This is a genomic window from Kribbella sp. NPDC050459, assembly GCF_040655315.1.
Classification (GTDB): Bacteria; Actinomycetota; Actinomycetes; order Propionibacteriales; family Kribbellaceae; genus Kribbella.
On record NZ_JBFAJQ010000015.1, the window covers coordinates 147873 to 171680 of the forward strand.

The 23808-nt window shown below is 69.6% G+C and carries 22 protein-coding genes; 16 read left to right on the forward strand and 6 right to left on the reverse strand.

Annotated elements, in window-relative coordinates:
* Positions 1-14: 14 nt before the first annotated feature.
* From pcrA to AB0I12_RS35675, 4 genes are all read left to right on the forward strand, one after another.
* Complete coding sequence (gene pcrA, locus AB0I12_RS35660; protein WP_359938553.1) at positions 15-2333, forward strand: DNA helicase PcrA; 2319 nt, start codon at positions 15-17, stop codon at positions 2331-2333.
* An 84-nt stretch (positions 2334-2417) separates the two neighbouring features.
* On the forward strand, positions 2418-2978 hold the full coding sequence (locus AB0I12_RS35665; RefSeq protein WP_359938556.1) for a hypothetical protein: 561 nt from the start codon (positions 2418-2420) through the stop codon (positions 2976-2978).
* A 53-nt stretch (positions 2979-3031) separates the two neighbouring features.
* Positions 3032-3706, forward strand: coding sequence for a TetR/AcrR family transcriptional regulator C-terminal domain-containing protein (locus AB0I12_RS35670; RefSeq protein ID WP_359938559.1), 675 nt, complete (start codon positions 3032-3034; stop codon positions 3704-3706).
* 78 nt (positions 3707-3784) lie between these two features.
* On the forward strand, positions 3785-4765 hold the full coding sequence (locus AB0I12_RS35675) for an NAD(P)-dependent alcohol dehydrogenase (RefSeq protein ID WP_359938562.1): 981 nt from the start codon (positions 3785-3787) through the stop codon (positions 4763-4765).
* Here the strand turns inward: AB0I12_RS35675 and AB0I12_RS35680 are convergent.
* The 4 genes from AB0I12_RS35680 to AB0I12_RS35695 all read right to left on the reverse strand — a co-directional run bounded on the left by AB0I12_RS35680 (position 4755) and on the right by AB0I12_RS35695 (position 8528).
* Positions 4755-6038, reverse strand: a complete 1284-nt coding sequence (locus tag AB0I12_RS35680) for a lanthionine synthetase LanC family protein (protein WP_359938565.1) — start codon at positions 6036-6038, stop codon at positions 4755-4757. The genes AB0I12_RS35675 and AB0I12_RS35680 overlap by 11 nt on opposite strands.
* On the reverse strand, positions 6035-6553 hold the full coding sequence (locus AB0I12_RS35685) for a DUF6886 family protein (RefSeq protein WP_359938568.1): 519 nt from the start codon (positions 6551-6553) through the stop codon (positions 6035-6037). Before AB0I12_RS35685 ends, AB0I12_RS35680 begins: the two co-directional genes overlap by 4 nt.
* 24 nt (positions 6554-6577) lie before the next feature.
* Positions 6578-7339: a M23 family metallopeptidase gene (locus AB0I12_RS35690; RefSeq protein ID WP_359938571.1), complete on the reverse strand. Its 762-nt coding sequence runs from the start codon at positions 7337-7339 to the stop codon at positions 6578-6580.
* Between the two features lie 337 nt (positions 7340-7676).
* Entirely contained in the window at positions 7677-8528 is an 852-nt protein-coding gene (locus AB0I12_RS35695) for an alpha/beta fold hydrolase (protein ID WP_359938573.1), read from the reverse strand.
* Between the two features lie 132 nt (positions 8529-8660).
* Between AB0I12_RS35695 and AB0I12_RS35700 the strand changes: the two genes are divergently transcribed.
* The 6 genes from AB0I12_RS35700 to AB0I12_RS35725 all read left to right on the forward strand — a co-directional run bounded on the left by AB0I12_RS35700 (position 8661) and on the right by AB0I12_RS35725 (position 14168).
* Positions 8661-9080, forward strand: coding sequence for a cobalamin B12-binding domain-containing protein (locus AB0I12_RS35700; RefSeq protein ID WP_355473907.1), 420 nt, complete (start codon positions 8661-8663; stop codon positions 9078-9080).
* A 326-nt stretch (positions 9081-9406) separates the two neighbouring features.
* Complete coding sequence (locus tag AB0I12_RS35705; RefSeq protein ID WP_359938576.1) at positions 9407-10732, forward strand: ABC transporter substrate-binding protein; 1326 nt, start codon at positions 9407-9409, stop codon at positions 10730-10732.
* Positions 10733-10829: 97 nt separating this feature from the next.
* Positions 10830-11885 carry a sugar ABC transporter permease gene (locus AB0I12_RS35710; RefSeq protein ID WP_359938579.1) on the forward strand — a complete coding sequence of 352 codons (1056 nt, stop codon included), beginning with the start codon at positions 10830-10832 and terminating at the stop codon, positions 11883-11885.
* Positions 11885-12766, forward strand: coding sequence for a carbohydrate ABC transporter permease (locus AB0I12_RS35715; RefSeq protein ID WP_359938582.1), 882 nt, complete (start codon positions 11885-11887; stop codon positions 12764-12766). The genes AB0I12_RS35710 and AB0I12_RS35715 overlap by 1 nt, the downstream gene beginning before the upstream one ends.
* Positions 12763-12909: a hypothetical protein gene (locus AB0I12_RS35720; protein WP_359938585.1), complete on the forward strand. Its 147-nt coding sequence runs from the start codon at positions 12763-12765 to the stop codon at positions 12907-12909. Before AB0I12_RS35715 ends, AB0I12_RS35720 begins: the two co-directional genes overlap by 4 nt.
* Before the next feature lie 212 nt (positions 12910-13121).
* Positions 13122-14168, forward strand: a complete 1047-nt coding sequence (locus AB0I12_RS35725) for a porin PorA family protein (RefSeq protein WP_359938587.1) — start codon at positions 13122-13124, stop codon at positions 14166-14168.
* Positions 14169-14175: 7 nt separating this feature from the next.
* Here AB0I12_RS35725 and AB0I12_RS35730 read toward each other — a convergent pair whose 3' ends face one another.
* The gene (locus AB0I12_RS35730) at positions 14176-15855 is read right to left on the reverse strand and encodes a glycoside hydrolase family 13 protein (protein WP_359938590.1); all 1680 of its coding nucleotides are present in this window, start codon (positions 15853-15855) and stop codon (positions 14176-14178) included.
* Between the two features lie 127 nt (positions 15856-15982).
* Here AB0I12_RS35730 and sucC point away from each other — a divergent pair, with 127 nt between their 5' ends.
* Both sucC and sucD read left to right on the forward strand, forming a co-directional pair.
* The gene (gene sucC / locus AB0I12_RS35735) at positions 15983-17155 is read left to right on the forward strand and encodes an ADP-forming succinate--CoA ligase subunit beta (protein ID WP_359938593.1); all 1173 of its coding nucleotides are present in this window, start codon (positions 15983-15985) and stop codon (positions 17153-17155) included.
* A 14-nt stretch (positions 17156-17169) separates the two neighbouring features.
* The gene (gene sucD / locus AB0I12_RS35740; RefSeq protein ID WP_359938596.1) at positions 17170-18060 is read left to right on the forward strand and encodes a succinate--CoA ligase subunit alpha; all 891 of its coding nucleotides are present in this window, start codon (positions 17170-17172) and stop codon (positions 18058-18060) included.
* A 48-nt stretch (positions 18061-18108) separates the two neighbouring features.
* On the opposite strand, the gene AB0I12_RS35745 is transcribed toward sucD, so the two are convergent.
* On the reverse strand, positions 18109-19440 hold the full coding sequence (locus AB0I12_RS35745) for a hypothetical protein (protein ID WP_359938599.1): 1332 nt from the start codon (positions 19438-19440) through the stop codon (positions 18109-18111).
* A 175-nt stretch (positions 19441-19615) separates the two neighbouring features.
* On the opposite strand from AB0I12_RS35745, the gene AB0I12_RS35750 reads away from it, so the two are divergent.
* From AB0I12_RS35750 to AB0I12_RS35765, 4 genes are read left to right on the forward strand one after another with little or no spacing between them, the layout of a single operon-like run.
* On the forward strand, positions 19616-20878 hold the full coding sequence (locus AB0I12_RS35750; protein ID WP_359938602.1) for a DUF6350 family protein: 1263 nt from the start codon (positions 19616-19618) through the stop codon (positions 20876-20878).
* A gap of 10 nt (positions 20879-20888) precedes the next feature.
* Positions 20889-21530: a phosphoribosylglycinamide formyltransferase gene (gene purN, locus AB0I12_RS35755; protein WP_359938605.1), complete on the forward strand. Its 642-nt coding sequence runs from the start codon at positions 20889-20891 to the stop codon at positions 21528-21530.
* Positions 21527-23086 carry a bifunctional phosphoribosylaminoimidazolecarboxamide formyltransferase/IMP cyclohydrolase gene (gene purH / locus AB0I12_RS35760; protein WP_359938608.1) on the forward strand — a complete coding sequence of 520 codons (1560 nt, stop codon included), beginning with the start codon at positions 21527-21529 and terminating at the stop codon, positions 23084-23086. Before purN ends, purH begins: the two co-directional genes overlap by 4 nt.
* Before the next feature lie 39 nt (positions 23087-23125).
* Positions 23126-23803 (forward strand): hypothetical protein, encoded by a 678-nt coding sequence (locus tag AB0I12_RS35765; RefSeq protein WP_359938610.1) that lies wholly within the window; start codon positions 23126-23128, stop codon positions 23801-23803.
* The last annotated feature ends 5 nt before the right edge of the window (positions 23804-23808 follow it).

The window sequence follows — 23808 nt, forward strand, 5'->3', positions numbered from 1 at the left end:
TAAGGTGTTGGGTGATGACTACGCTGTTCTCGCCTGATGAGCTCCCGGTGCCGCTGGAGGAGCCGAAGACGTCCCGGACCGACCCGGATGCGCTGCTCGACGGGCTGAACCCGCAGCAGCGCGCCGCCGTGGTGCACGCCGGCAAGCCGCTGCTGGTGGTGGCCGGTGCGGGGTCGGGCAAGACCCGGGTGCTGACCCGCCGGATCGCCTACCTGCTGGCGGCCCGCGACGCGCATCCCGGCTCGATCCTGGCGATCACGTTCACTAACAAGGCCGCCGCCGAGATGCGCGAGCGCGTCGTCGACCTGGTCGGGCCGCGGGCGAAGCTGATGTGGGTCTCGACGTTCCACTCGTCCTGTGTGCGGATCCTCCGTCGCGACATCAAGCGGTTCGGGATCAACTCGACGTTCTCGATCTACGACGACACCGACTCGCGCCGGCTGATGACGCTGGTCTGCCGCGAGCTCGACCTGGACGTCAAGCGCTACAACCCGCGCGCCGTGCTGAACTGGATCAGCGCCCAGAAGAACGAGCTGGTCGACCACGAGACGGCCGCGTCGAAGGCGGAGAACCACCTCGAGCAGACGTATGCCGAGTGCTACCGGATCTACCAGGAGCGCCTCGCCCAGGCGAACGCGCTCGACTTCGACGACCTGCTGATGACCACGGTCAACCTGCTGCAGGCCTTCCCCGAGGTCCGGGAGTACTACCGCCGCCGCTTCCGCCACGTGCTGGTCGACGAGTACCAGGACACCAACCACGCGCAGTACACGCTGATCCGCGAGCTCTGCGGCGAGGACGACCCGGGCCACAACGGCCCGACGGCGCCGCCGGCGGAGCTGATGGTGGTGGGCGACTCCGACCAGTCGATCTACGCGTTCCGCGGCGCCACGATCCGCAACATCCTCGCCTTCGAGGAGGACTTCACCGGCGCCGAGACGATCCTGCTGGAGCAGAACTACCGCTCCACCCAGACCATCCTGACCGCGGCCAACGCGGTGATCGCGCGCAACGAGGGCCGCAAGGCGAAGAACCTGTGGTCCGACCAGGGCCAGGGCGAGCAGATCGCGGTGTACGTCGCCGACAACGAGCACGACGAGGCGCAGTTCGTCGCCGACGAGATCGACCGGCTGGCCGACGCCGACGGGGTGAAGCCGTCGGACGTCGCGGTCTTCTACCGGACCAACGCGCAGTCGCGGGTGTTCGAAGAGGTCTTCATCCGCACCGGCCATCCGTACAAGGTGGTCGGCGGCGTCCGGTTCTACGAGCGCAAGGAGGTCCGCGACGCGCTCGCGTACCTGCGGGTGCTGGTGAACCCGGAGGACACGGTCTCGCTGCGCCGGATCATGAACGAGCCCAAGCGCGGGATCGGCGACCGCGCCGAGGCCGCGATCGAGGCGCTCGCGCAGCGGGACCGGATCTCGTTCGCGCAGGCGATGCGCCGGGCCCAGGACGCGCCGGCGATGGCGTCGCGGTCGGTGAACGCCGTGCAGGCCTTCGTCGACATCCTCGACGAGCTGACCGCGATGGTCGACTCCGGCGCTCCGCCGGACGACATCCTCGACGTCGCGCTGCACCGCTCGGGGTACTACGAGACCCTGCAGAAGTCGCCGGACCCGCAGGACGAGACCCGCCTGGAGAACCTGGACGAGTTCATCTCGGTGGCCCGCGAGTTCGTCGAGGAGCGGACCGCGGCCGGCGAGGCGGCCGACCTGCAGGCGTTCCTGGAGCGGGTTGCGCTGGTCGCCGACGCCGACCAGATCCCGGACGCGGCGGACGACGGCGGCGTGGTCACGCTGATGACGCTGCACACCGCGAAGGGCTTGGAGTTCCCGGTGGTGTTCCTGACCGGCATGGAGGACGGCGTCTTCCCGCACTCCCGGTCGCTGACCGACCTGAAGGAGCTGGAGGAAGAGCGCCGGCTGGCGTATGTCGGCATCACCCGGGCCCGGCAGCGACTGGCGATCTCCCGCGCCGCGGTGCGTTCGGCGTACGGCGCTCCGCAGCACAATCCGCCGTCGCGGTTCCTGGAGGAGATTCCGGCCGAGCTGCTCGACTGGCGCCGCGACGAGTCCGCGATCACCCGCTGGTCGGGGACCGGCACGAGCCGCGGCAGCGGGATCCCCAGCCGGTACGAGCCGGCCCGCAAGACCGCCTCCGACAAGCCGGTGATCAGCCTCAACCCGGGCGACCGGGTGGTGCACGACAGCTTCGGGATGGGCACCGTCGTGGTGGTCCGCGGCGAGGGTCAGCAGGCCCAGGCAGACATCGATTTCGGCTCCGAGGGCGTCAAACGCCTGCTGCTGCGCTACGCACCGGTGGAGAAGATCTAGTCAACTTCTTGGACGGGTGCGTTGCATCTGACCCGGAGATTGAGACAATCAAGGATCTTCGGCCCACTCCCGGAAGCGGCCCCCATGTCCAAGTCGTCGGCCAGCAACCGCCGGATCATCCTGGCGGGAGCGAATCCTGGCCTGCGGCTGTTCGACGAGAAGGGCAAGGTCACGGCGTACGCGTCGATCTGGATGGTCGACTGGTCGATCCGCGGCTCCGGTACGGCGGTGGTGCTGTGGTTCGACGGGATCGTCCGGGTGGTGTCCGAGGATCCCGACCTGGCCGCCTGGCTGGAGTCGTACTTCGTCCGCTCGTTCCTCGAGGTCCAGGGCCTGCCGTGGCACGAGCCGGCCGTCGAGCGGGACCTGGTCCAGGTCTCGATGAACCTCGCCGACGGGTTGAGCGCCAAGGCCGCGGACATCCAGATCGAGATGAGCGGCGTCCTCGACCGCCGGCTGTTCGCGACCGACAACTTCCAGCTCGCCGACGGCAACCACAGCCTCAGCCTGGTCATCGCCCCGGTCCGCGCCGCCACGGTGTCGATCGGCGGCGCGTCGGTCCCCGGCTTCGTCCAGGTCGACGGCTCACCGGACAAACCGGGCTCGTCGGCGTTCCTGACCACCGCCGAGGTCTGGCAGCGCTGACCGTTCCCTGGCCGTCCCTTACGCTGTAAGCCCAGCGTCGGAAGGGAATCCAGGTGGCACAGGCGAACTCCGAGCCACGGGCGCCGCTGAGTCGCGAGCTGTTGCTCCGGGCCGCGGTCGCGATCGCCGACGCCGACGGGCTCGAGGCGGTCACGATGCGCCGCGTCGGCGAGGCGGTCGGCGCCGAGGCGATGTCGCTCTACCACCACGTCGCGAACAAGGGCGATCTGCTCGACGGTCTCGTCGACCTGGTGATGGCCGAGATCGACGAGCGCGTCGAGCGGACCGCCGTACCGGGCGACACCTGGCAGCAAGCGATGCGGCGCCGGATCCTCTCGGCGCGCGAAGTCATGCTGCAGCACCCGTGGGCGCCCCGGTTGTTCGAGACGCGGCCCACCATGAGTCTCGCGGTGGTCCGGTATCACGACCGGTTGGTCGGGCTGATGCGCGCCGGCGGGTTCTCGTACGACCTCGCCCACCACGCGCTGCATGCCTTGGGCAGCAGGGCGCTCGGGTTCTCCCAGGAACTGTTCGATCCGGCCGCGAGCGCGAGCCCGGCGTCCGAGCGGATGCTCCGGGAGTTGGCCGATCAGGTCCCGCACCTGACCGGGATGATGGCCGAGATCGCGCACGACGACCCGGCCGGCACGATCGGCTGGTGCGACGACCAGGCCGAGTTCGAGTTCGCCCTCGACCTGCTGCTCGACGGTCTCGACCGCCGGCGCTGACCGCGCCGGCCCTTGACGTCCCTTACGGCGTAAGGCAACCTTACGCCGTAAGGAGACTTACGTTGTAAGGGGGACGGGATGAAGGCCATCGTTCAGCACGAGTACGGATCACCCGACGTTCTGGCGTTCGCCGACGTGGAGACGCCCGAGCCGGCCGGCGGTGAGGTGCTGGTGCGGGTGCACGCCGCCTCGGTCAACGCGCGCGACTGGCACGTGCTCCGCGGCGATCCGTACATCGCCCGCCCGTCCGCCGATCTCGGCCTGCGGCGGCCGAACGTCACGATCCGCGGCACGGACTTCGCAGGCCGGGTGGAAGCGGTCGGCCCGGGAGTGACCGACGTTCAGGTGGGCGCCGAGGTGTACGGCGAGGCGCCGCGGGCGTTCGCGGAGTACGTCGCCGTGCCGCAGGACCGGGTCGCGGCGAAACCGGCCGGCCTCGGCTTCGAGGAGGCGGCCGCGCTGCCGCTCGCGGCGAACACGGCGTTGACGGGTCTCCGCGACACCGCGAAGATCCGGCCGGGGCAGCAGGTGCTGATCAACGGCGCGGCCGGTGGCGTCGGCACGTTCGCGGTGCAGATCGCCAAGGTCCTCGGTGCGACGGTGACGGCGGTCTGCAGCACACGGAACGTCGACCTGCTCAGCTCGCTCGGTGCCGACGATGTCGTCGACTACACGACGTCGGACTTCAGCCGGCGGGACCAGCGGTACGACGTGATCCTCGACCTCGTCGGCAACAGGTCGCTGACCGCCCTGCGGCGCGCACTCGTCCGCCGCGGCACGCTCGTCCTGTCCGGTGGCGGGCTGTACGGCGGCGGCAGCGTGTTCGGCCCGCTCGGGCTGATGATCCGCGGGCAACTGTCGAGGCCGTTCGTGCCGCAGCGGGTCGTGATGTTCAACGCGGTCCCCAGCAAGGCCAACCTGACGACGCTGCGGGAGTACGCCGAAGCCGGACAACTCACCCCGGTCATCGACCGGACCTACCCGCTCTCCGCCGCTGCCGAGGCGATCCGCTACGTCGAAGCCGGCCACACCCGCGGCAAGGTCGTGATCACGGTCTGAGCGCCCACCAGTTCTCCATCCGCTCTACGGCCCGCTGGTCGCCGTCGAGCGCCCGCTGCAGCCGGAACAGGTACGCCGCGATCCCGGCCGCGCCCTGCAGCCATCCGACGCCCGGCGGCAGCAGCGGATCCTCGTTGCGGTGCTCGACGAACCGCCAGTACCCCTCCGGGTAGGCGTGGTCGACGAGCGTGTCACCCATCCGTACGGCGAAGTCCCGGTCCTGCCTCTCGCCGTCGCGCTGCCACGCGTCGAGGAACGCGTCGCCGACACCCGCCGTACCGCAGCAGCGGCCGTCGTTGTCCCAGAACCCTGGATGGAGCCGCTCGGGGATGCCGGAGTACCGCACACTGTCGAGGCACCGCCGCCGCCAGGTCCGCGGTGTCTCGCCCGCGACCTGCTCGACGCCGGCGTGCTCGAGGGCGCTGAACGTCAACGCGGTCCCGGCACCGCCGTGGCACCAGTTGAAGGTGAACTCGTCGCCGTGCCGCTCCGCCCACGGAATCACCCGCGGCACCCGGAACCCGCGCTCGTCGGCGATCCCGATCGTGACCAGGTGCTCGGCGCCGCGCCGCGCCGCGTCGACGAGCTCCGGACGGCCGAGCTCGGTCCCGGCCAGCGCGAGCACCGCCGCGATCCCCGCGAGCCCGTGCGTGAAGTTCGGCATCTCGGTCGGCTCGTCGGTCCGGAACCGGCGGGACACGAACTGCCAGTTGAGCCCGGTCGGCAGCTCCTCCCGTTCGCCGAGCAGCAGGTCCGCGGCACGGTCGGCGAGCGCCGAGGCGTCGTCACCGCGGCGGGTCGCCCACAGGGCCCCGAGCAGGATCGCGCCGGTTCCGAGCGTCACGTCGTTGCCGACCGCATCAGGCGCGTACCTCGGCTCGTCGAGGAAGCTCTCGTGCCAGCCGTTGCCGGTCGCAAGGGACTGAAGGCGTGCGAGCGCGGCGCCGGTGCCCGGTTCGTCGAGTGCGGTGAAGACCCCGATCGAGCTGACCAGTCCGTCGAAGAACGTGGTCACCGTGGTCGTCGGAATCGTTGCGCGGACCCGGTCCGCAACGGCCGTCGCGAGGTCCTGCTCGGCCTGGGTCCACGCGCGAGTCAGCCGGATCTCCGCCAGCACGTGCGCGAGCCCGCCGACACCGCTGTGCATACCTTCGGGGTACTTGTCGGGGGTGTCGCTGCCGCCGAAGTCAGGGATCCACGGACCGTCGTCGTCCCACCGGACCTGGCTCAGTGTCCAGGACCAGGCCCGCTCGGCCACCTCGCCGTACGTCATGGCTGGGCGTTGCGGAGCCGGATGCCGCTGAACTCGAGGGTGCTGGTGACGACCGCGGCCCAGAAGTCGTGCAGCCGCTGCAGGACCCGCAACTGGATCCCGGCTTCCTCGTGCAAGGCGAACAGGTCGCCGACGCGCTCGGGCGGACCGATCGGCCGTACGTCGACGCGGGCGACGACCGCGGCGTCGTGCTCGGCGAAATCGGCGGCGGGCAGGCGGTACGCGTAGAGCTCGACCGAGCGGATCGCGTCCAGCCAGCCGTACTCGACGGCGTGCACACGGGTGCCGGAGCCGGCGCCGATGATCCGGTCGCGGTCCTCGGGAGTGGTGTTCGGCCCGACCCAGGCCATCGCGCGCGGGCATTGCCGCGGGAACCAGTAGTCGGGGGCCCGGTCGTGGCCGACGGCCCAGACGTACGGGGTGATCTTGCCGCCGGTCCTGGCGACGTAAGGCCGGAAGATCTCGATCGTCGGATCCTCGGAGAAATGCAGAACCTCACCAACTGCCGGACGCATGCCAGCAGCTTAGTCAGGGAGTCGTTACGGGTTCAGGCCACAGTGGTTGCGCAGCCACGGCATCGGGTTGATCGGCTCGCCGCCGTCCGGCCGGACCTCGAAGTGCAGGTGCGGGCCGGTGGTGTTGCCGGTCATGCCGACCCGGCCGACCTCGTCGCCGGCGTACACGGTCTCGCCGACCTCGACGCTGAACTTCGACATGTGGTTGTACCAGGTGACGGTGCCGTCCTCGTGCCGGACCTGGACCTGACGGCCGTACGGACCGGCCCAGTCGGCGAAGATCACGACGCCCTTCATCACGGACCCGATCCGGGTGCCGATCGGGGCGGCGAAGTCGGTGCCGGTGTGGTTGCGGGCCCAGCGGCTGCCGCCCTGCCCGAACGTCGCGGTGATGTGGTAGCCGGAGATCATCATCTCGCAGCGGGTGGCCGACTCGCGGGCCTTCTGCTCGGCGGCGTCGGCCTTGGCCTTCGCGGCGGCCAGCGCGCTCGCACGCTTGGCGGTCAGGGCCTGGGTGGCGGTGAGCTTCGCGGCCCGGGCCTGCGCCAGCTTCGCCGCGGCGGACTGCTTCTTGGTGGTGGTCGTGTCGGCCAGCTGGACCCGGGAGGAGTCACGGGTGGCGAGCTGGCGCGCCTGGATGCGTGCCGTGGTGATACCGGACAGCTGCTGACCGCTGTCCAGGCTGAGCGCGGCGAGGTTCACCGCGGAGTTGGCCTGGGTCGGTGACGACAGGGCGCTGTGGCTGAAGCCGACAGCTCCGGCTGCCGCGGCGAGCGCGGCGGTCAATCCGACGATCTGGGTACTGCTGGGGGTATTACGCCTGGCAACGCGATGTTTTGCACTCTGACGTCCTGCGCCTGGCTTGCGCGCAGCATTGCCGGGCGTGACGCGGTCGCCCGCGGCACGGTGCTGGGACACAACGTGGCCTTTCGGTCACAGGGGAGGGGCTTGAAGCTTCTCTTGCAGCCCCCGGAGGGTTTATTCCCCGGGAGGACTCACAGACCATAACGGAAGGGTCACGGGGTGACAAACCCCGCCACCCCCTTTTCCGCGGCTCCTTCACGAAACTTTTGCATGAGCCGCTGCACGTGCATCCGCCGGAAGCGCCCAGGAAGCTTCCTGATCAGGCAGTTTTGGGCTCTTCGTCCAGGTGGGCCAGTACGCCGGTGATGCGGTGCACGACCTCGCCGTGGAACGGCAAGGACAGGTGGCCCACGCCGTGCACCCGGACATTACTCGCCGTCAGGTCGGGGTGCCGGATCCGGGCCCTGCGCTGCGGCACGATCAGCTGGTCGACGTCGCTGTAGAACGCGACGAACCGGGTGTCGCAGTCCGGCGCCGGCTCGGCCAGCTCCGCCATCAGTTCGCTGTCCGGCCGGACCTGCTTGACCAGCGGCCACGGCAGCAGCTTGGCGGCGACGGTGCCCTGGTGCGGCGTGCCCAGCGTGACGCACGTGTGCACGCGGGCGTCGCCGCCGAGGCGCTGGACGTAGTACCGCGCGATCAGCCCGCCGAGGCTGTGCCCGACGACGTGGATCTGGTCCGACCCGGACGCCTCGCAGATCGCCTCGATCTCCCGCCCCATCCGCTCGGCGGTGCGGCGGACGTCCAGCGTCAGCGGTGAATACGAGAACGCGTGGATGCGGCTGAACCCGCGACGGATCAGCTGCCGCCGCATCAGCGCGAAGATCGTGTGGTTGTCGATGATCCCGTGCGCCAGCAGGATCGGCGTACCGGCGGCCCGGACGTCGCTGACGAGCAGGCCGCGCTGGGTCGGGCCGAGGCCGGCGAGGTTCAGCCGCGCGGGCAGGTCGGGGGCGCCGCGGACCAGGCCGAGCGGATACATCGCCAGATGGGTGGTCAGCCAGCCGATCTCGACCGCCGCTCCCTGCAGCACGCTGGGCGAGAGAGCCGAGCGGGCGCCGTACGCGAGCCCGTCCAGCGCGCCGCGGACCTCGTCCTGCCAGGTGCTCATGGCGACTCCTCACCAAACCAGACCCCCCGGTGGTCCGATCTCTTCCAAGGTAACCGGTTCCCATCCTGCGTGTGGGGGAACACACGCCTCTGTGTCTTATCCGTGAGGAACGCCAGCGGTTAGCCTGCCCCCATGCCTGCTACGAGCCCGTTGCGCGTCGTCGTCGCCAAGCCCGGTCTGGACGGACACGACCGCGGTGCCAAGGTCGTCGCCCGAGCCCTGCGGGACGCCGGCATGGAGGTCATCTACACCGGTCTGCACCAGACCCCGGAACAGATCGTCGAGACCGCGATCGCCGAGGACGCCGACGCGATCGGCCTGTCGGTGCTGTCCGGCGCGCACATGACCCTGTTCAAGCGGGTCCGTGAGCTGCTGACCGAGCGGGACGCCGAGGACATCGTGGTGTTCGGCGGCGGCATCATCCCGGACGCCGACCTGCAGCCGCTGGCCGAACTCGGGGTGCACAAGATCTTCACCCCGGGCGCGACGACCACCGAGATCGTCGACTGGGTGCGCAGCAACGTCGGCGACGCCTCGGCGACCTCGGCCTGACCCCTCGGGCTGGTTCCGCGTCACTCCGGAGCGTGATGACGACTGCCCGGAGTCGTTCTGAACAGTCATGCCCTGTTCAGCCAGGTTACTAATCGGTAATACCGAATCGTTAAGAAATACCCGGTTGTGCGGGCTTCCCAAACGCGGTCGCATACAGCCATGCGGCTGTCCGTTTCAGAGACCGTCCGGCCGGGTTGTGTGTGGCTCAGAACACATCGGCCCGTTCTCGGTTACTGTCCGGACAGGGCGGATCGCAGTGCGGTGGGGGACTGCGACCTACTGACGCAGGACCCAAGCGAGTCCCATCGGGAGAGGGCAGGTAAACGATGAGGTTTGAACGATCACACGCACGCAGGACGGCTTTCGTCGCCGTCGCAAGCAGCTTCGCGCTGCTCGCCACCGCGTGTGGTAGTGGCGACGACGCAAGCAGCGGCGGCGGGGGCAGCAGCTCGGCCGGAGCGCTCGAGGGCCGGGGACCGATCACCTTCGCCACCGGCAAGGACACGTCCGGAAACCTGCAGAACCAGCTCAACGCCTGGAACGCTTCGCACCCGAACGAGAAGGTGGAGCTGAAGGAGCTGCCCGAGGACGCCGACGCACAGCGCCAGCAGATGGTGCAGAACGCGCAGGCCCAGTCCGACGCGTTCAGCGTGCTGAACATGGACGTCGTCTGGACGTCGGAGTTCGCCGCGAACCAGTGGATCACCCAGATCCCCGAGGACAAGGTCCCCGACCTGGGCAAGCTGATCCCGGCGACGGTGGAGACCGCGAAGTACCGCGACAAGCTGTACGGCGTGCCGGTCACCTCCGACGGTGGTCTGCTCTACTACCGCAAGGACCTGCTCACCAAGGCAGGTGTCGCGGAGGCGCCGAAGACCTGGGACGAGATGCTCGCCGCCTGCCAGAAGGTGGCCGCGCTGCCCGAGGGCAAGGGCATGAGCTGCTACTCGGGCCAGTTCGAGAAGTACGAGGGCCTGACGGTCAACTTCTCCGAGGCGATCAACTCGGCCGGCGGCGAGGTCGTCGGCAAGGACGGCAAGCCGAACGTCAACACCCCCGAGGCCAAGGCCGGTCTCGACGAGTTGGTGAACGGCTTCAAGACGGGTGCCTTCCCCAAGGCCGCGATCACCTACAAGGAGGAGGAGAGCCGGCGGGCCTTCCAAGACGGCAAGCTGCTCTTCCTGCGCAACTGGCCGTACGTCTACTCGCTGGCGAACAAGACCGACGGCTCGTCGAAGATCGCCGGTAAGTTCGCGGTCGCGCCGCTGCCGGGCAAGTCCGGCGCCGGTGTCTCCTCGCTGGGCGGTCACGACTACGCGATCAGCTCGTTCGCGAAGAACAAGGCCACCGCGATCGACTTCATCAACTTCATGGCGAGCGAAGAGCGCCAGAAGGCGAACATCGAGAAGACGTCGCAGGCGCCGACCTGGCAGTCGCTGTACGACGACGCGGCGCTGAACAAGCAGTTCCCGTACCTGGCGCCGCTGAAGGCGTCGATCCTCGGTGCGCAGCCGCGCCCGCGGGTGGTCAAGTACGGCGACGTCACGGCCGCGATCCAGCAGGCCGCGTACGACGCGCTGACGGGCAAGCAGACGTCGGACCAGGCGTTGTCCGGCCTGCAGACCAAGCTCGAATCGCTCATCACGCAATGACCGTCGTGCCGGGGCCGGTGTGTGGGGAGGTTGTGACCACGCACCGGCCCCGGCCAGTCCCTGCCCCGGCTCCGGCCGGGAAGCAAAGGAGGCACAGGTGACTGCAAGTACGCCGGTCGCGGAACGGCCGGTCAAGGAGCCGAAGCGCCAGCAACGGTTCGACGAGGGCACCGGCCGGCTGGCCGCGACCCTGCTCTCCCCGACGCTGCTCGTCCTGGGCGTCGTCGTGTTGTTCCCGATCATGGCCGCGCTGCGGGATTCGCTCTACCAGAGCGGCCAGCGGCTCGACGAGAACGGGTTCATCGTCAAGGGCTCGACCTTCGTCGGGCTCGACAACTACACCGCCATCTTCAAGGGTGAGACCGGCGACCGGTTCTGGAACGCGTTCTACAACACCACGCTCTTCACCGTGGTCTGTGTCGTGCTGGAGACCGTTCTCGGCGTAGCGATGGCGCTGATCATGCACAAGGCGTTCAAGGGCCGCGGCATCGTCCGGGCCAGCATCCTGGTCCCGTGGGCGATCCCGACCGTCATCTCGGCGCTGCTCTGGAAGTGGATCTTCCAGGCAGACGGCATCGCCAATACTCTGATCGGCACCCAGGTGCTGTGGTCGACGGAGGGCTGGCAGTCGAAGCTGTCGGTCGTCATCGCCGACACCTGGAAGACCGCACCGTTCATCGGCCTCCTGGTCCTGGCCGGGCTGCAGACCATCCCGGCCGAGGTCTACGAGGCCGCGAAGGTCGACGGTGCCAACGCGTGGAAGACCTTCACCCGGATCACGCTGCCGCTGGTGAAGCCGGCGCTGCTGGTGGCGGTGTTGTTCCGGATCCTCGACACGCTGCGGATCTTCGACCTGCCGTTCGTGCTGGTCGGTGCGCACAAGAACTCGGTCGAGTCGCTCTCGATGCTCGCCTACGACGAAGCGTCAAACGTCAGATACGGCCCGGCCGCCGCCTACGCGACCTTGCTGTTCCTGTACGTCGCGGTGGTCGCCTACCTGTTCGTCAAGATCCTCGGCGCCGACGTGATCGGTGAGGCCCGGGCCAAGAAGCCCGGCGGCGGGCGCCGGAAGAAGAACCGCAACTCGGATACGGCAGCCGCGCGGGCCGTCGTCGCCGCGGGAGCCGGTCCGGGTACTGGAGGGAACGTCTGATGGCTACCGCAACCGCACAGCCCCGGGCCGACGCGGCTCAGGTCCGGGCCGCCGAGTCCGGCTGGGTCAAGCGCTGGCTGCCGCTGCTCGGCGTCGCGCTGATCGTGATCTACTGCCTGGCGCCGTTCTACTGGATGGTCGTCTCGGCGTTCCGCCGGCCGGCCGACCAGTTCTCGAACGCGCCGATCCCGTCGCCGTTCTCGATCCAGAACTTCAAGGACGTGTTCAGCGGCAACAACGGGTTCCCCCGTGGTCTGCTGAACAGCCTGATCGTGGCCGGCTCGGTGACGATCCTGACGCTGGTCATCGGCATGATCGCGGCGTACACGCTGGCCCGGCTCGACTTCCGGGGCAAGAACCTCGTGCTGGCGATCATCATCACCACGTCGATGTTCCCGGGCATCTCGCTGGTGGTGCCGCTGCTGAAGCTGTTCGTCGACATCAAGTGGATCAACACCTACCAGGCGATGATCGTGCCGAGCCTGTCGTTCGCACTGCCGCTGGCGGTGTGGAACCTGACCGCGTTCTTCCGGCAGATGCCGCAGGAGCTCGAGCAGGCCGCGATGGTGGACGGCTGTACGCCGGCCCAGGCGTTCCGCAAGGTCATCATCCCGTTGGCGGCGCCCGGTGTGTTCACCACCGCGATCATCACGTTCATCGCGGCCTGGAACGAGTTCCTGATCGCGCTGAGCATGACCAACAAGAAGTCGATCCAGACGGCGAACGTGATCGTCTCGCAGTTCACCGGGACGACGGGCCGCGACCAACCGTTCGGCAGCCAGATGGCCGCCGGTGTGGTGGTCACGATCCCGCTCGTGATCGCCGTCCTGCTGTTCCAGCGCCGTATCGTCGCCGGCCTCACGGCAGGTGGCGTGAAGTGAGCTGGCGGGACCGGCGGGAACAGGACCGCCGGGACCGGGAAGAACGTGACCGGCGGGACCGGGAGGACCGGGACCGCCGCGATCGCGAGGACCGTGACCGGCGGGACCGGGAAGACCGGGACCGCCGCGAGCGCTACCGCTAGGTGAACGACACAAAGGGCCGGGGCCGACCAAGGTCCCGGCCCTTTCGTGTGTTCACAGGACGGCGGCGCCTGAGGACGCAGCGCGTCGCGTTCATCCGCACAGGCGGATGTGCCGGCCGGTGCGCACTGAGACGATGCCCCAGGGGATCGACGGCGGAATCCGCCACGGCACACACCGGGCCGCCTGGGGGCGGTCGCAATCAGGGGGCATCATGCGACGAACAGCATGGATTCTGATCGGATTCGGAGTGCTGCTGCTGATTTTGGCGGCAGTGCTGAGGTTCGTGGTCGCACCGGCCGCGACGAAGCTGCCGAGCGATACCGACACCACCACGACGTACAGCGGGAAAGGCACCGTGCTGAACGCCGCGGCCCTGCAATCGGGTGACGTGGCCAACGCGCTCGCCCGGGACATCCCGGTCACTCTCGACCGCCATGTCTATGTCAGTGACTCCGACAGCGACACCGCCATCGTCCACGACGACGGGACCCTGAAGGCCGGCCCGTCGTCGTCACAGAGCAACCACACGTACGCCGTCGACCGGACGACGATGACCGAGACCGATCCGATCAACGGCATCCAGGTCGAGCAGCACCATGGCCTGACCGTGACGCTGCCGGTCGACCCGGAGCCGTCGTCCGACGTCTACACCTATTGGGACACCATGACCCGGAAGGCTGTTCCGGTCACCTACATCGGTACCGAGGACCGCGCGGGGCGCACGACGTACCACTACCGAGCGACCGCGTCCGGCCCGCTCGCGGACCCTGCGCTGCAGCAGCAGTTGCCGACCTCGCTGCCGAGGACGCTGGCGCCCAGACTGCTTGCGCTGCTGCCGACGCAGACGCAGCAGCAGCTCGCTCCGCTGGTGGCCGCACTGCCGGCACAGGTGCCGCTGGGCTACACCGCCACCAGCACGTACGACGTGTGGGCCGACGCTGATCTCGGCGCTCCGCTCGACACCAAGATCAACCGCTCCGTGGTCGCCAACGTGTTGCTCGGCAACAACGCGCTCCCGCTGCTCCCGGTCCTGGCGGTCGATGTCACCGAGAACCAGGCGTCGGTCGCGGACGCGGCAGCCAAGGCGGACGATGCTGCGCTCAAGCTCGACTGGATCCAGCTGTGGGGTCCGCTCATCCTGCTGGTCCTCGGTCTCGCCCTGATCGTCGTCGGACTGCTGATCGGCCGGCGGAAGCCGGAGCCGCCGGTGGCCGCACCGACCGGACGGGTCGATGCGGGGTCACCAGCAGCCACGTGACGGCGGCTTACTCCTCGAGCCAGACGCTGGTGTCGGGCGGCAGCCCGGCACCGGTCAGCGGCTCACTGCTGAGCAGAACCTTGCTGTGGGGCGGGAGCGGAATCGTGGTTTCGCCGAGGTTCACCACACACCGGAAGCCGGGGTCGCGGGTGAACGAGAGGACGCCGCCGGGGGCGTCCTCGTCCCAGACCAGCTGGCCCTCGCCGAGCGCCGGGTGTTCACGCCGGATCCGGAGCGCGTCCTTGTAGAGGCTGAGGTGGCTGCCGGGGTCGCCGGTCTGTGCTTCGGCGGTCAGGCCCGCCCAGTCGGCGGGTTGCGGGAGCCACGGCTGCCCGGACCCCGGGCCGAAGCCGTACGGCGGCTCGGAACCTGACCACGGGATCGGGACCCGGCAGCCGTCGCGGCCGCGGACTGTGTGCCCGGAGCGCTCCCAGGTCGGGTCGTCCAGCACGTCCTCGGGCAGGTCCTCGACCTCGGGCAGTCCGAGCTCGTCACCTTGGTAGATGTACGCGCCGCCGGGCAGCGCCAGCTCCAGCAGCGCGGCGGCCCGGGCCCGGCGCAGCCCGAGCGCGAGGTCGGTCGGTACGACGCCCGCACCCGCGAGCGCGTCCTTGTGGTCACGCCCGTACCGAGTGCGGTGCCGGATCGTGTCGTGGTTGCTCAGCACCCAGGTCGCGGGCGCACCGACCGCCCACAGGTTGTCGGTCGTGTGGTCGACGACCTCGCGCAGCTCCGCCGCGTCCCAGGCGGCGCGCAGGGCGTCGAAGTTGAACGCCGAGTGCAGCTCGTGCGGCCGCACGTACTGCGCCAGCCGCTCGGCCGGCGACAGCCACGCCTCCGCCACGAACACCCGGGGGCCCTGCGGCGTATCGGCGTACTCGTCCGCGATCGCGCGCCAGCGCTGATGGATCGTGTGGACGCCCGGCTGGTCGTAGAACGGGTGGCCGACGTACTTCTCGTGGGTCGGTTCACCGTTGTGCAGCAGCTCCACGTCCGGCATCGCGGGATCCTTGGCCATCGAGTCGGCGACGTCGATCCGGAAGCCGTCGACACCGCGGTCGAACCAGAACCGCAGGATCGCGTCGAACTCCTCGATCACCTTCGGGTGGTCCCAGTTCCAGTCCGGCTGGGAGATGTCGAACAGGTGCAAATACCACTGGCCGTCGTCGATCTGCTGCCAGGCGCCGCCGCCGAACGCGGCCGGCCAGTTGGTCGGCGGCAGTGTTGGATTCCTTCCCCGCCCCTCCACCCCGGTCTGGCCGCCCTCCTTGCCGTCGCGGAACCAGAACAGGTCGCGCTCCGGGGAGCCCTTGCCGGCCGCCAGCGCGGCCTTGAACCACGGGTGCTCCCAGGAGCAGTGGTTCGGCACCAGGTCGATCAGGATCCGCAGGCCGAGCGCGTGCGCCTCGGCGATCAGCGCGTCGGCGTCCGCGAGGGTGCCGAAGTCCGGGTTGATGTCGCGGTAGTCGGCGACGTCGTACCCGCCGTCGAGCAGCGGGGACGGGTACCACGGGCTGATCCAGATCGCGTCGACGCCGAGATCGGCGAGGTACGGCAGCCGGGCCCGGATGCCGTTCACGTCGCCGGTCCCGTCACCGTCCGCATCGGAGAACGAGCGCGGGTACACCTGGTAGACGACGGCGCTGCGCCACCAGTCGTCAGCTGGTCTGCTCTCAGGATCGGTCATGCCAACCAGCCTCGCACGACCGGCGGGAGGGCTGTGACAGTCGTCTCAGCCAGTACCCCGGCTGTCGCTGCCGGCCCGAAGGTGGCTAATGTCAGGAATCCGTACCGGCGAGAGAGGGACCACACTCGTGGATCTGATGGAATTCCAGGCGAAGACGGTCTTCGCCAAGCACGGGGTGCGGACGACCGTGGGTGCGGTCGTCACGACTCCGGAGGAAGCGCGCGCGGCGGCCGAGAAGATCGGCGGCCGGGTGGTCGTGAAGGCCCAGGTCAAGACCGGTGGGCGCGGCAAGGCCGGCGGCGTCAAGCTGGCCTCGAGCCCGGACGAGGCCGAGGAGAAGGCCCGCGAGGTCCTCGGGCTGGACATCAAGGGTCACGTCGTCAAGATCCTGAACATCGTCCCGGCCGCGGCGATCGGCGAGGAGTACTACTTCTCGTTCCTGATCGACCGGGCGAACCGGAACTACCTCTGCATCGCCTCCGCCGCCGGCGGCATGGAGATCGAGGAGGTCGCGCACACCAACCCGGACGCGGTCGCGCAGATCTCGATCGACCCGGCGACCGGCGTGGACGAGGCGAAGGCGCGCGAGATCGCGGTCGCCGCGAAGTACCCGGCCGACGTGATCGACGCCGTCGTCCCGGAGATCGTCAAGCTGTACGAGGTGTTCATCGCCGAGGACGCGTCGCTGGTCGAGGTGAACCCGCTGGTCAAGCTCGAGGACGGCAACGTCGAGGCGCTGGACGGCAAGGTCACGCTGGACGAGAACGCTGACTTCCGGCACCCCGAGCACGCCGAGTTCGAGGATGTCTCGGCGGCCGACCCGCTGGAGGCGGCGGCCAAGGCCAAGGGCCTCAACTACGTGAAGCTCGACGGGTCCGTCGGCATCATCGGCAACGGCGCGGGTCTGGTCATGTCGACTCTGGACGTCGTCGCGTACGCCGGTGAGGAGTTCGGTGGCCAGAAGCCGGCCAACTTCCTCGACATCGGCGGCGGCGCTTCGGCCGAGGTGATGGCGAACGGGCTGGAGATCATCATCTCCGACCCGCAGGTGGAGAGCGTGTTCGTGAACGTCTTCGGCGGCATCACCGCCTGTGACGCGGTCGCGAACGGCATCGTCCAGGCTTTCGAGCTGCTCGCGAGCCGCGGTGAGCACGTCACCAAGCCGCTGGTCGTGCGGCTGGACGGCAACAACGCCGAGGAGGGCCGCCGGATCCTCGACGAGGCGGGTCTCGCCGGTCTGGAGCGGGTCGACACGATGGACGGCGCCGCCAAGCGCGCCGCCGAGCTGGCTGCGAAGTAAGGGATCGCCGAACAATGTCTATCTTCCTGACCAAGGACAGCAAGGTCATCGTCCAGGGCATGACCGGCTCCGAGGGCACCAAGCACACCACCCGGATGCTCGCCTCGGGCACCAACATCGTCGGCGGCGTGAACCCGCGAAAGGCGGGCCAGAGCCAGGACTTCGACGGGAAGGCGGTGCCGGTGTTCGGCACCGTCGCGGACGCGGTCAAGGAGACCGGCGCGAACGTGTCGGTCATCTTCGTCCCGCCGAAGTTCACCAAGGACGCCGTACTGGAGGCCGTCGAGGCCGAGGTGCCGCTGGTCGTGGTGATCACCGAGGGCGTGCCGGTGCACGACACCGCCGCGTTCTTCGCCGCCGCGCAGGCGACCGGCAAGACCCGGATCATCGGCCCGAACTGCCCCGGCATCATCACCCCGGGCGAGTCGAACGCCGGCATCATCCCGGCCAGCATCGCCGGCCAGGGCCGGATCGGTCTGGTCAGCAAGTCCGGCACGCTGACGTACCAGATGATGTACGAGCTGCAGGACTTCGGGTTCTCGACCGCGATCGGCATCGGCGGCGACCCGATCATCGGGACCACGCACATCGATGCGCTGCAGGCGTTCCAGGACGACCCGGACACCGACGCGATCGTGATGATCGGTGAGATCGGTGGCGACGCCGAGGAGCGGGCGGCCGCGTTCATCAAGGAGAACGTGACCAAGCCGGTCGTCGGGTACGTCGCCGGCTTCACCGCGCCCGAGGGCAAGACGATGGGCCACGCGGGCGCGATCGTGTCCGGCTCGTCCGGCACCGCGGCCGCGAAGCAGGAGGCCCTCGAGGCCGTCGGCGTGAAGGTCGGCAAGACGCCGTCCGAGACCGCCAACCTGATGCGCGAGATCATGCAGGAACTGAGCAAGTAGATCCCAGGCTGCCGGAGCGGGACCTGCCCAGCCGGGCGGGTCCCGTTCCTACTTGTAGGCGGCGGCGCGGTCGACCGCGCGGATCAGCGTCTCGTTGAACGTCGCGTCGGTGAGGTCCAGGTTCTTCAGCACCGGGAACAGCAGGTAGACCGCCCGGTTCCCGGATCCGGCGATCCCGATCCGGTAGACGAACTTCTTCCCATCGCCGGTGTCGTACGTCGCCTTCCAGCTCTTGCCGCTGACGGTGCTGGTCTTGACCGTGCCGGTCGACTCGACCTTGGCGTTCGAGACGTTCTTCTCGCAGGCGTCGACGTTCTTCTTGACCTGGCTGACGAAGGTCGAGGCGGCGGCCGTGGTGGCGAACTTGGCCACCGTGTCGTCCATGCCGAACTCGGTCGGCACCTGCGCCTCCGGCGTCACATAGGTGACCGTGCCGTACTTCACCGGCTTGGTCTTCTTGAAGTCGATCTTCTCGCAGCCGGTGCCGGTGCCGGTGCTCGCGGTGGCGCTCACCCACGGCTTGTCGATCTCGTCCAGCAACGGAAGGTCGACCGACGCCATGAAGCCGGGGGTGTCGACGTTCGGCAGCAGGGCCGGTTTCGCCAGCGGTGCGCCGGTGCCGCAGCCGCCGGTCTGCGCGCAGATCTTCTTCGCCGCCGCGTTCGCGGTCGCCAGCACCGCGTCCGGCCGCGGCGGGGTGGCGGCGGTCGTGTCGTGCTCGACGACCATGGTCGCCTGCCCGGCCAGCGTGACCGCGACGGTCCGGTACTTCGTCTTCGATCCGGGCAGTTGGGCGAAGACCGCGATCACGCCCTGCTCGCCGACGCCGGACGTCACGTAGCCCGCCGACAACCGGGTCTGCGGTGTCGTGCATTGGCTGAGCCAGTGCACGACCGTCGAGTACGTCTTGGCCGCGGTGGCCTTGTCGTTCGACACGTCGACGTACTGGACCGCGGTGTCCTTGGTGGCCGAGTTCTGCAGGGTGCGGACCCAGGTGCGCAGGCCGGACGGGTCCGCGAAGCGCTGCAACTGGCACGCGAACGCGCTGTCGGGCGCCGAGTCTCCGTCCGCGGTCTTGGTGACCGCCCAGGTGCCGGTCGCGCCGAGCGTCTTTGCGCCCACGGCGTCCAGCAGCGCCTTGTCGTCGGTCAGGACGTCGGAATTGGTCGGCTTGTCGTCCGACGGGCCGCTGCCGGCCTTCGGACCTGCCTTGTCGTCGCCGCCGAACGCGTTCAGCGCGGCGACACCGCCGCCGCCGACCAGCACCACGACCGCGACACCGGCGGCGATCGTCTGGTTCCGCTTGCGCGTCTGCTGGCGACGCGCTTCCCGGGCAGCGGCGCGACCGCCGCCGCGTGGTGCACGGTGGGAACCGGCCAAAGCTCGACCTCCTGACTGATTCCACCCGACAGTACCCGGTGAACCCCGGCGGGCCCCACTCCGCTACCACCAGGCGAACTCTCGTGGACCGAGCGTGAGCAAGCGGCCTGAAGTCTCCCACATCCGGCGTGTCAGGACGAGTGGTGTCCGCGGACGGGGAGACCATGGGAGTCAGATGACCGACATGCTGAGCCGCCCGGGCGCGCGGGACGGCGATACGAGCGCTGCGCAGACGTCGGAGATCGCCGCCCGGACCAAACCCTTGGTCGTGTCGGCCGTGATCTCCGCCGGGGCCTGCCTGCTGACCGGTCTGCTGACCTGCGCCGCGGTCGCCGTGATCGGCTGGCTGGGGGCGACGTTCGGCGGCGCGTCCGGCGCGGTCCGGGCCGGTGCGTCGGCCTGGCTGATCGCACACAAGGCCGGGGTGACGATCGGCACCGGCCGGATCAGCATCGCGCCGCTCGGCCTCACCCTGTTCTTCGCCTGGTGCCTGTATCGCGGCGGCAAGTCGGCGGCCCGCTCCAGTGCGGTCGACCGCACCAAGGACCTGATCGCGCTGGGCGGCGCGTTCGCGCTCGTGTACGGGCTGGGCGCGCTGGTGATCGCGTTGCTCACGGCGGAGGGCTCGCTGAAGGTGTCGCCCTGGTCCGCCTTCCTGGGCGCGTTCACGCTCGCGCTGGTGGCCGGGCTGGCGGGGATTGTGGTCGAGTCCGGAGCCGGCGAGGACATCGCGGACGCCACACCGGCCGGCCTGCGGGACGTGGTACCGGCCGCGACGGCCGCCGTACTGACCGTGATCGCGCTGGCGTCGTTGCTGTACGGCGTCCTGCTCGCGATCCACTTCTCCCGGATCACCGGGATGCTCGAACTCCTCGACGCCGGCGTGATCGGCTCGGTCGTGCTGTTCGCGATCTGCCTGATGCTGGTGCCGAACATGGTGCTGTACGTCGTCGCGTTCCTCGCCGGGCCCGGCTTCCGGTTGGGCACCGGTACGACGATTGCCCCGACCGGCGTGGACGTGGGGAACCTGCCCGCGCTCCCGTTGCTGGCCGCGGTCCCTGCCGACGGCGCGCCCCCGTCGTACCTGCTGGCGCTGACGGCCGTGGTGCCGCTGGTGGCCGGTGTGATGGCTGGGCTGGTCGTCGTACGGCGTGGGCTTGTGGAGCGGGATGCGTACGCGCTGGGCTGGGACGCGTTCGCGTTGCGCGGCGCGATGGCGGCGCTGGTCGCGGGGGTCGTCCTGTTCGTGCTGCTCGCGCTGTCGGGCGGGTCGGCGGGGCCTGGGCGGATGTCCGCGGTCGGGGTGCCGGCGGCGCTGCCGGCGGCCGGTGTGCTGGCCGCGGGGATGGCGATCGGGGCCGCGATCACGGCCGCGGTGGTCGCGTCCCGCCGTCCGCCCGGCCGACCGGATGACGAGGAGACCGACGCCGGGCGATAGGCTTCCGGCCGTGACTTCTGCTGTGGACCCCGGTCCGGCTGATCCTGCGCGAGCGCGCCTCGTCGTGCTCGTGTCGGGGTCGGGGTCGAACCTGCAGGCCTTGCTGGACGCCTCCGCCGACCCGGCGTACGGCGCTCAGGTCGTCGCCGTGGGCGCCGACCGGGACGGGATCGCCGGCCTGGACCGCGCCGCGGCCGCCGGGGTGCCGACCTTCGTCCACAAGGTGAAGTCTTTCGCCGAGCGGGCGGACTGGGATCGCGCGCTGACTGAGTCGGTCGCAGCGTACAAGCCTGACCTCGTGGTCTCGGCCGGGTTCCTGAAGCTGGTCGGCGACGACTTCCTCGCGGCGTTCGGCGACCGGTACATCAACACCCACAACGCGCTGCTGCCGGCGTTCCCCGGGATCCACGGTCCCCGGGACGCGCTGGAGTACGGCGTGAAGGTCGCCGGGGCGACGCTGTTCTTCGTGGACGGCGGCGTCGACACCGGGCCGATCATCGCGCAGGTCGTGGTCCCCGTGGCCGACGACGACACCGAAGAATCCCTGACCGAGCGGATCAAGGAGGTCGAACGCCGCCAGCTGGTGGAGTGGGTCGGCCGGCTGGTCCGCGAGGGCTGGACCATCACCGGACGAAAGGTTCGACTGAAGTGAGCACCGACCGCAGGCCGATCCGCCGGGCGCTGATCAGCGTCTATGACAAAACCGGCCTGGAGGAGCTCGCTGGGGCGCTGCACGCCGCCGGTGTGCAGCTGGTGTCGACCGGTTCCACGGCGGCCCGGATCGCGGCCGCCGGCGTACCGGTAACCAAGGTCGAGGAGCTGACCGGCTTCCCCGAGTGCCTGGACGGGCGGGTCAAGACGCTGCACCCGCTCGTGCACGCGGGGCTGCTCGCCGATCTTCGCAAGCCCGATCACGTCGAGCAGCTGCGCGAGATGCGGGTCGAGCCGTTCGACCTGCTGGTGAGCAACCTGTACCCGTTCAGCGAGACGGTCGCGTCCGGCGCCTCGGTCGACGAGTGCATCGAGCAGATCGACATCGGCGGTCCGTCGATGGTCCGCGGTGCGGCGAAGAACCACGCGAACGTGGCTGTCGTGACGTCCGCTTCGCAGTACTCGTCGTTGCTCGCCGCCTTGAGTGAGGGCGGTTTCTCACTCGAGGAGCGGCAGCGGCTGGCGGCGGCGGCGTTCGTGCACACCGCGGAGTACGACATCGCGGTCGCGTCCTGGATGGGCAACGTGCTCACCGACTCCAGCGAGGGCTCCGGCTTCCCGGCCTGGGTCGGCGCCTCGTGGGACAAGTCCGCCGTACTGCGGTACGGCGAGAACCCGCACCAGCCGGCCGCGCTGTACCTGAACGGGCGGGGCGGGCTGGCCGCGGCGGAGCAGCTGCACGGCAAGGAGATGTCGTACAACAACTACGTCGACGCCGACGCGGCCCGTCGGACCGCCTACGACTTCAGCGAGCCGGCCGTCGCGATCATCAAGCACGCGAACCCGTGCGGCATCGCCGTCGGCAAGGACATCGCCGAGGCCCACCGGCGCGCGCACGAGTGCGACCCGGTGTCGGCGTACGGCGGCGTGATCGCGACGAACCGCCCGGTCACGGTGGACCTGGCCAAGCAGGTCGCGGAGATCTTCACCGAGGTGCTCGTGGCGCCCGCCTTCGAGGACGGCGCCGCCGAGATCCTGCAGGCGAAGAAGAACATCCGGCTGCTCGTCGCGCCGGAGGTCGCCGCCGACGAGACGGTCGAGATGCGCGCGATCAGCGGCGGCCTGCTGCTGCAGCACCGCGACCGCTTCCAGGCCCCCGGTGACGACCCGTCGTCCTGGACGCTCGCCGCCGGCGACCCGGCCCCGGCCGAGGTGCTCGCCGATCTCGCCTTCGCCTGGAAGGCCTGCCGCGCCGTCAAGTCCAACGCGATCCTGCTCGCCGCCGACGGCGCCTCGGTCGGCGTCGGCATGGGCCAGGTCAACCGCGTCGACTCCTGCCGCCTCGCCGTCTCCCGCGCCGGCGACCGCGCAACCGGCTCCGTCGCCGCCTCCGACGCCTTCTTCCCCTTCCCCGACGGCCTCGAGGTCCTCATCGAAGGCGGCGTCAAGGCCGTCGTCCAGCCCGGCGGCTCCATCCGCGACGAAGCCGCCATCGAAACCGCCACCAAGGCCGGCATCACCATGTACTTCACCGGCACCCGCCACTTCTTCCACTGACGCCCGATCCCCGGCCCCGCCGCGCAGTAGGTTGTGCGCATGCGGAGGCTGGGGGCTTTGGCGGTTGCAGTGCTGCTGCTCGGGGGTTGCGGGAGTGAGGCGGCACCGGAAAGTGAGCGGACGCCGTCCGTGTCGTTGGGGTTCAAGGCGATCGAGCCGACCCCGGCACCAGGAGAGCTGACGACGCCGGGCGCCACGACACCGGTGCCCTATCCGACCAAGCGGTTGCCGTCACGTCCCGAGTTGCCGAAGGCGGCGTACCAGCGGATCACCGTGACGCGTCTCCAGGCGCCGAACAGTGCCCTGCGCGCGCCTCGTCCGGGGTATGCGCAGGTGATCTTCGCGTGCTCGTACGAGGAGTGGAGCTGGCAGTACGAGTACGACGTGCTGACGAACTACAACCCGCCGGGCCGGCACTGGGCCGGCGACGACGATGGCGATCAGCTGAACCCGCCGGCGAACAGTGACGTCGGCCGCGCGCTCGGTTCGTCGGCGGATCCGTTGTCGGACGACTGGATGGCGAGGTCGTACACCGAGGACTCGTGGCCCGAGCGGGAGCTCGTCACGGCGTACGAGGTCAAGCGGGCCAACCTCACCCGGGCGAAGGTCGTTGCCGCGCGCAATGCGTACGCCAAGGGGTGCTCGGTGAAGTACATCCCGCCGCTCCTCGACGCTGTGCGGGTCAGTGTCTATGCGCCCTGGGCGTGGACGATCTGAAGCTG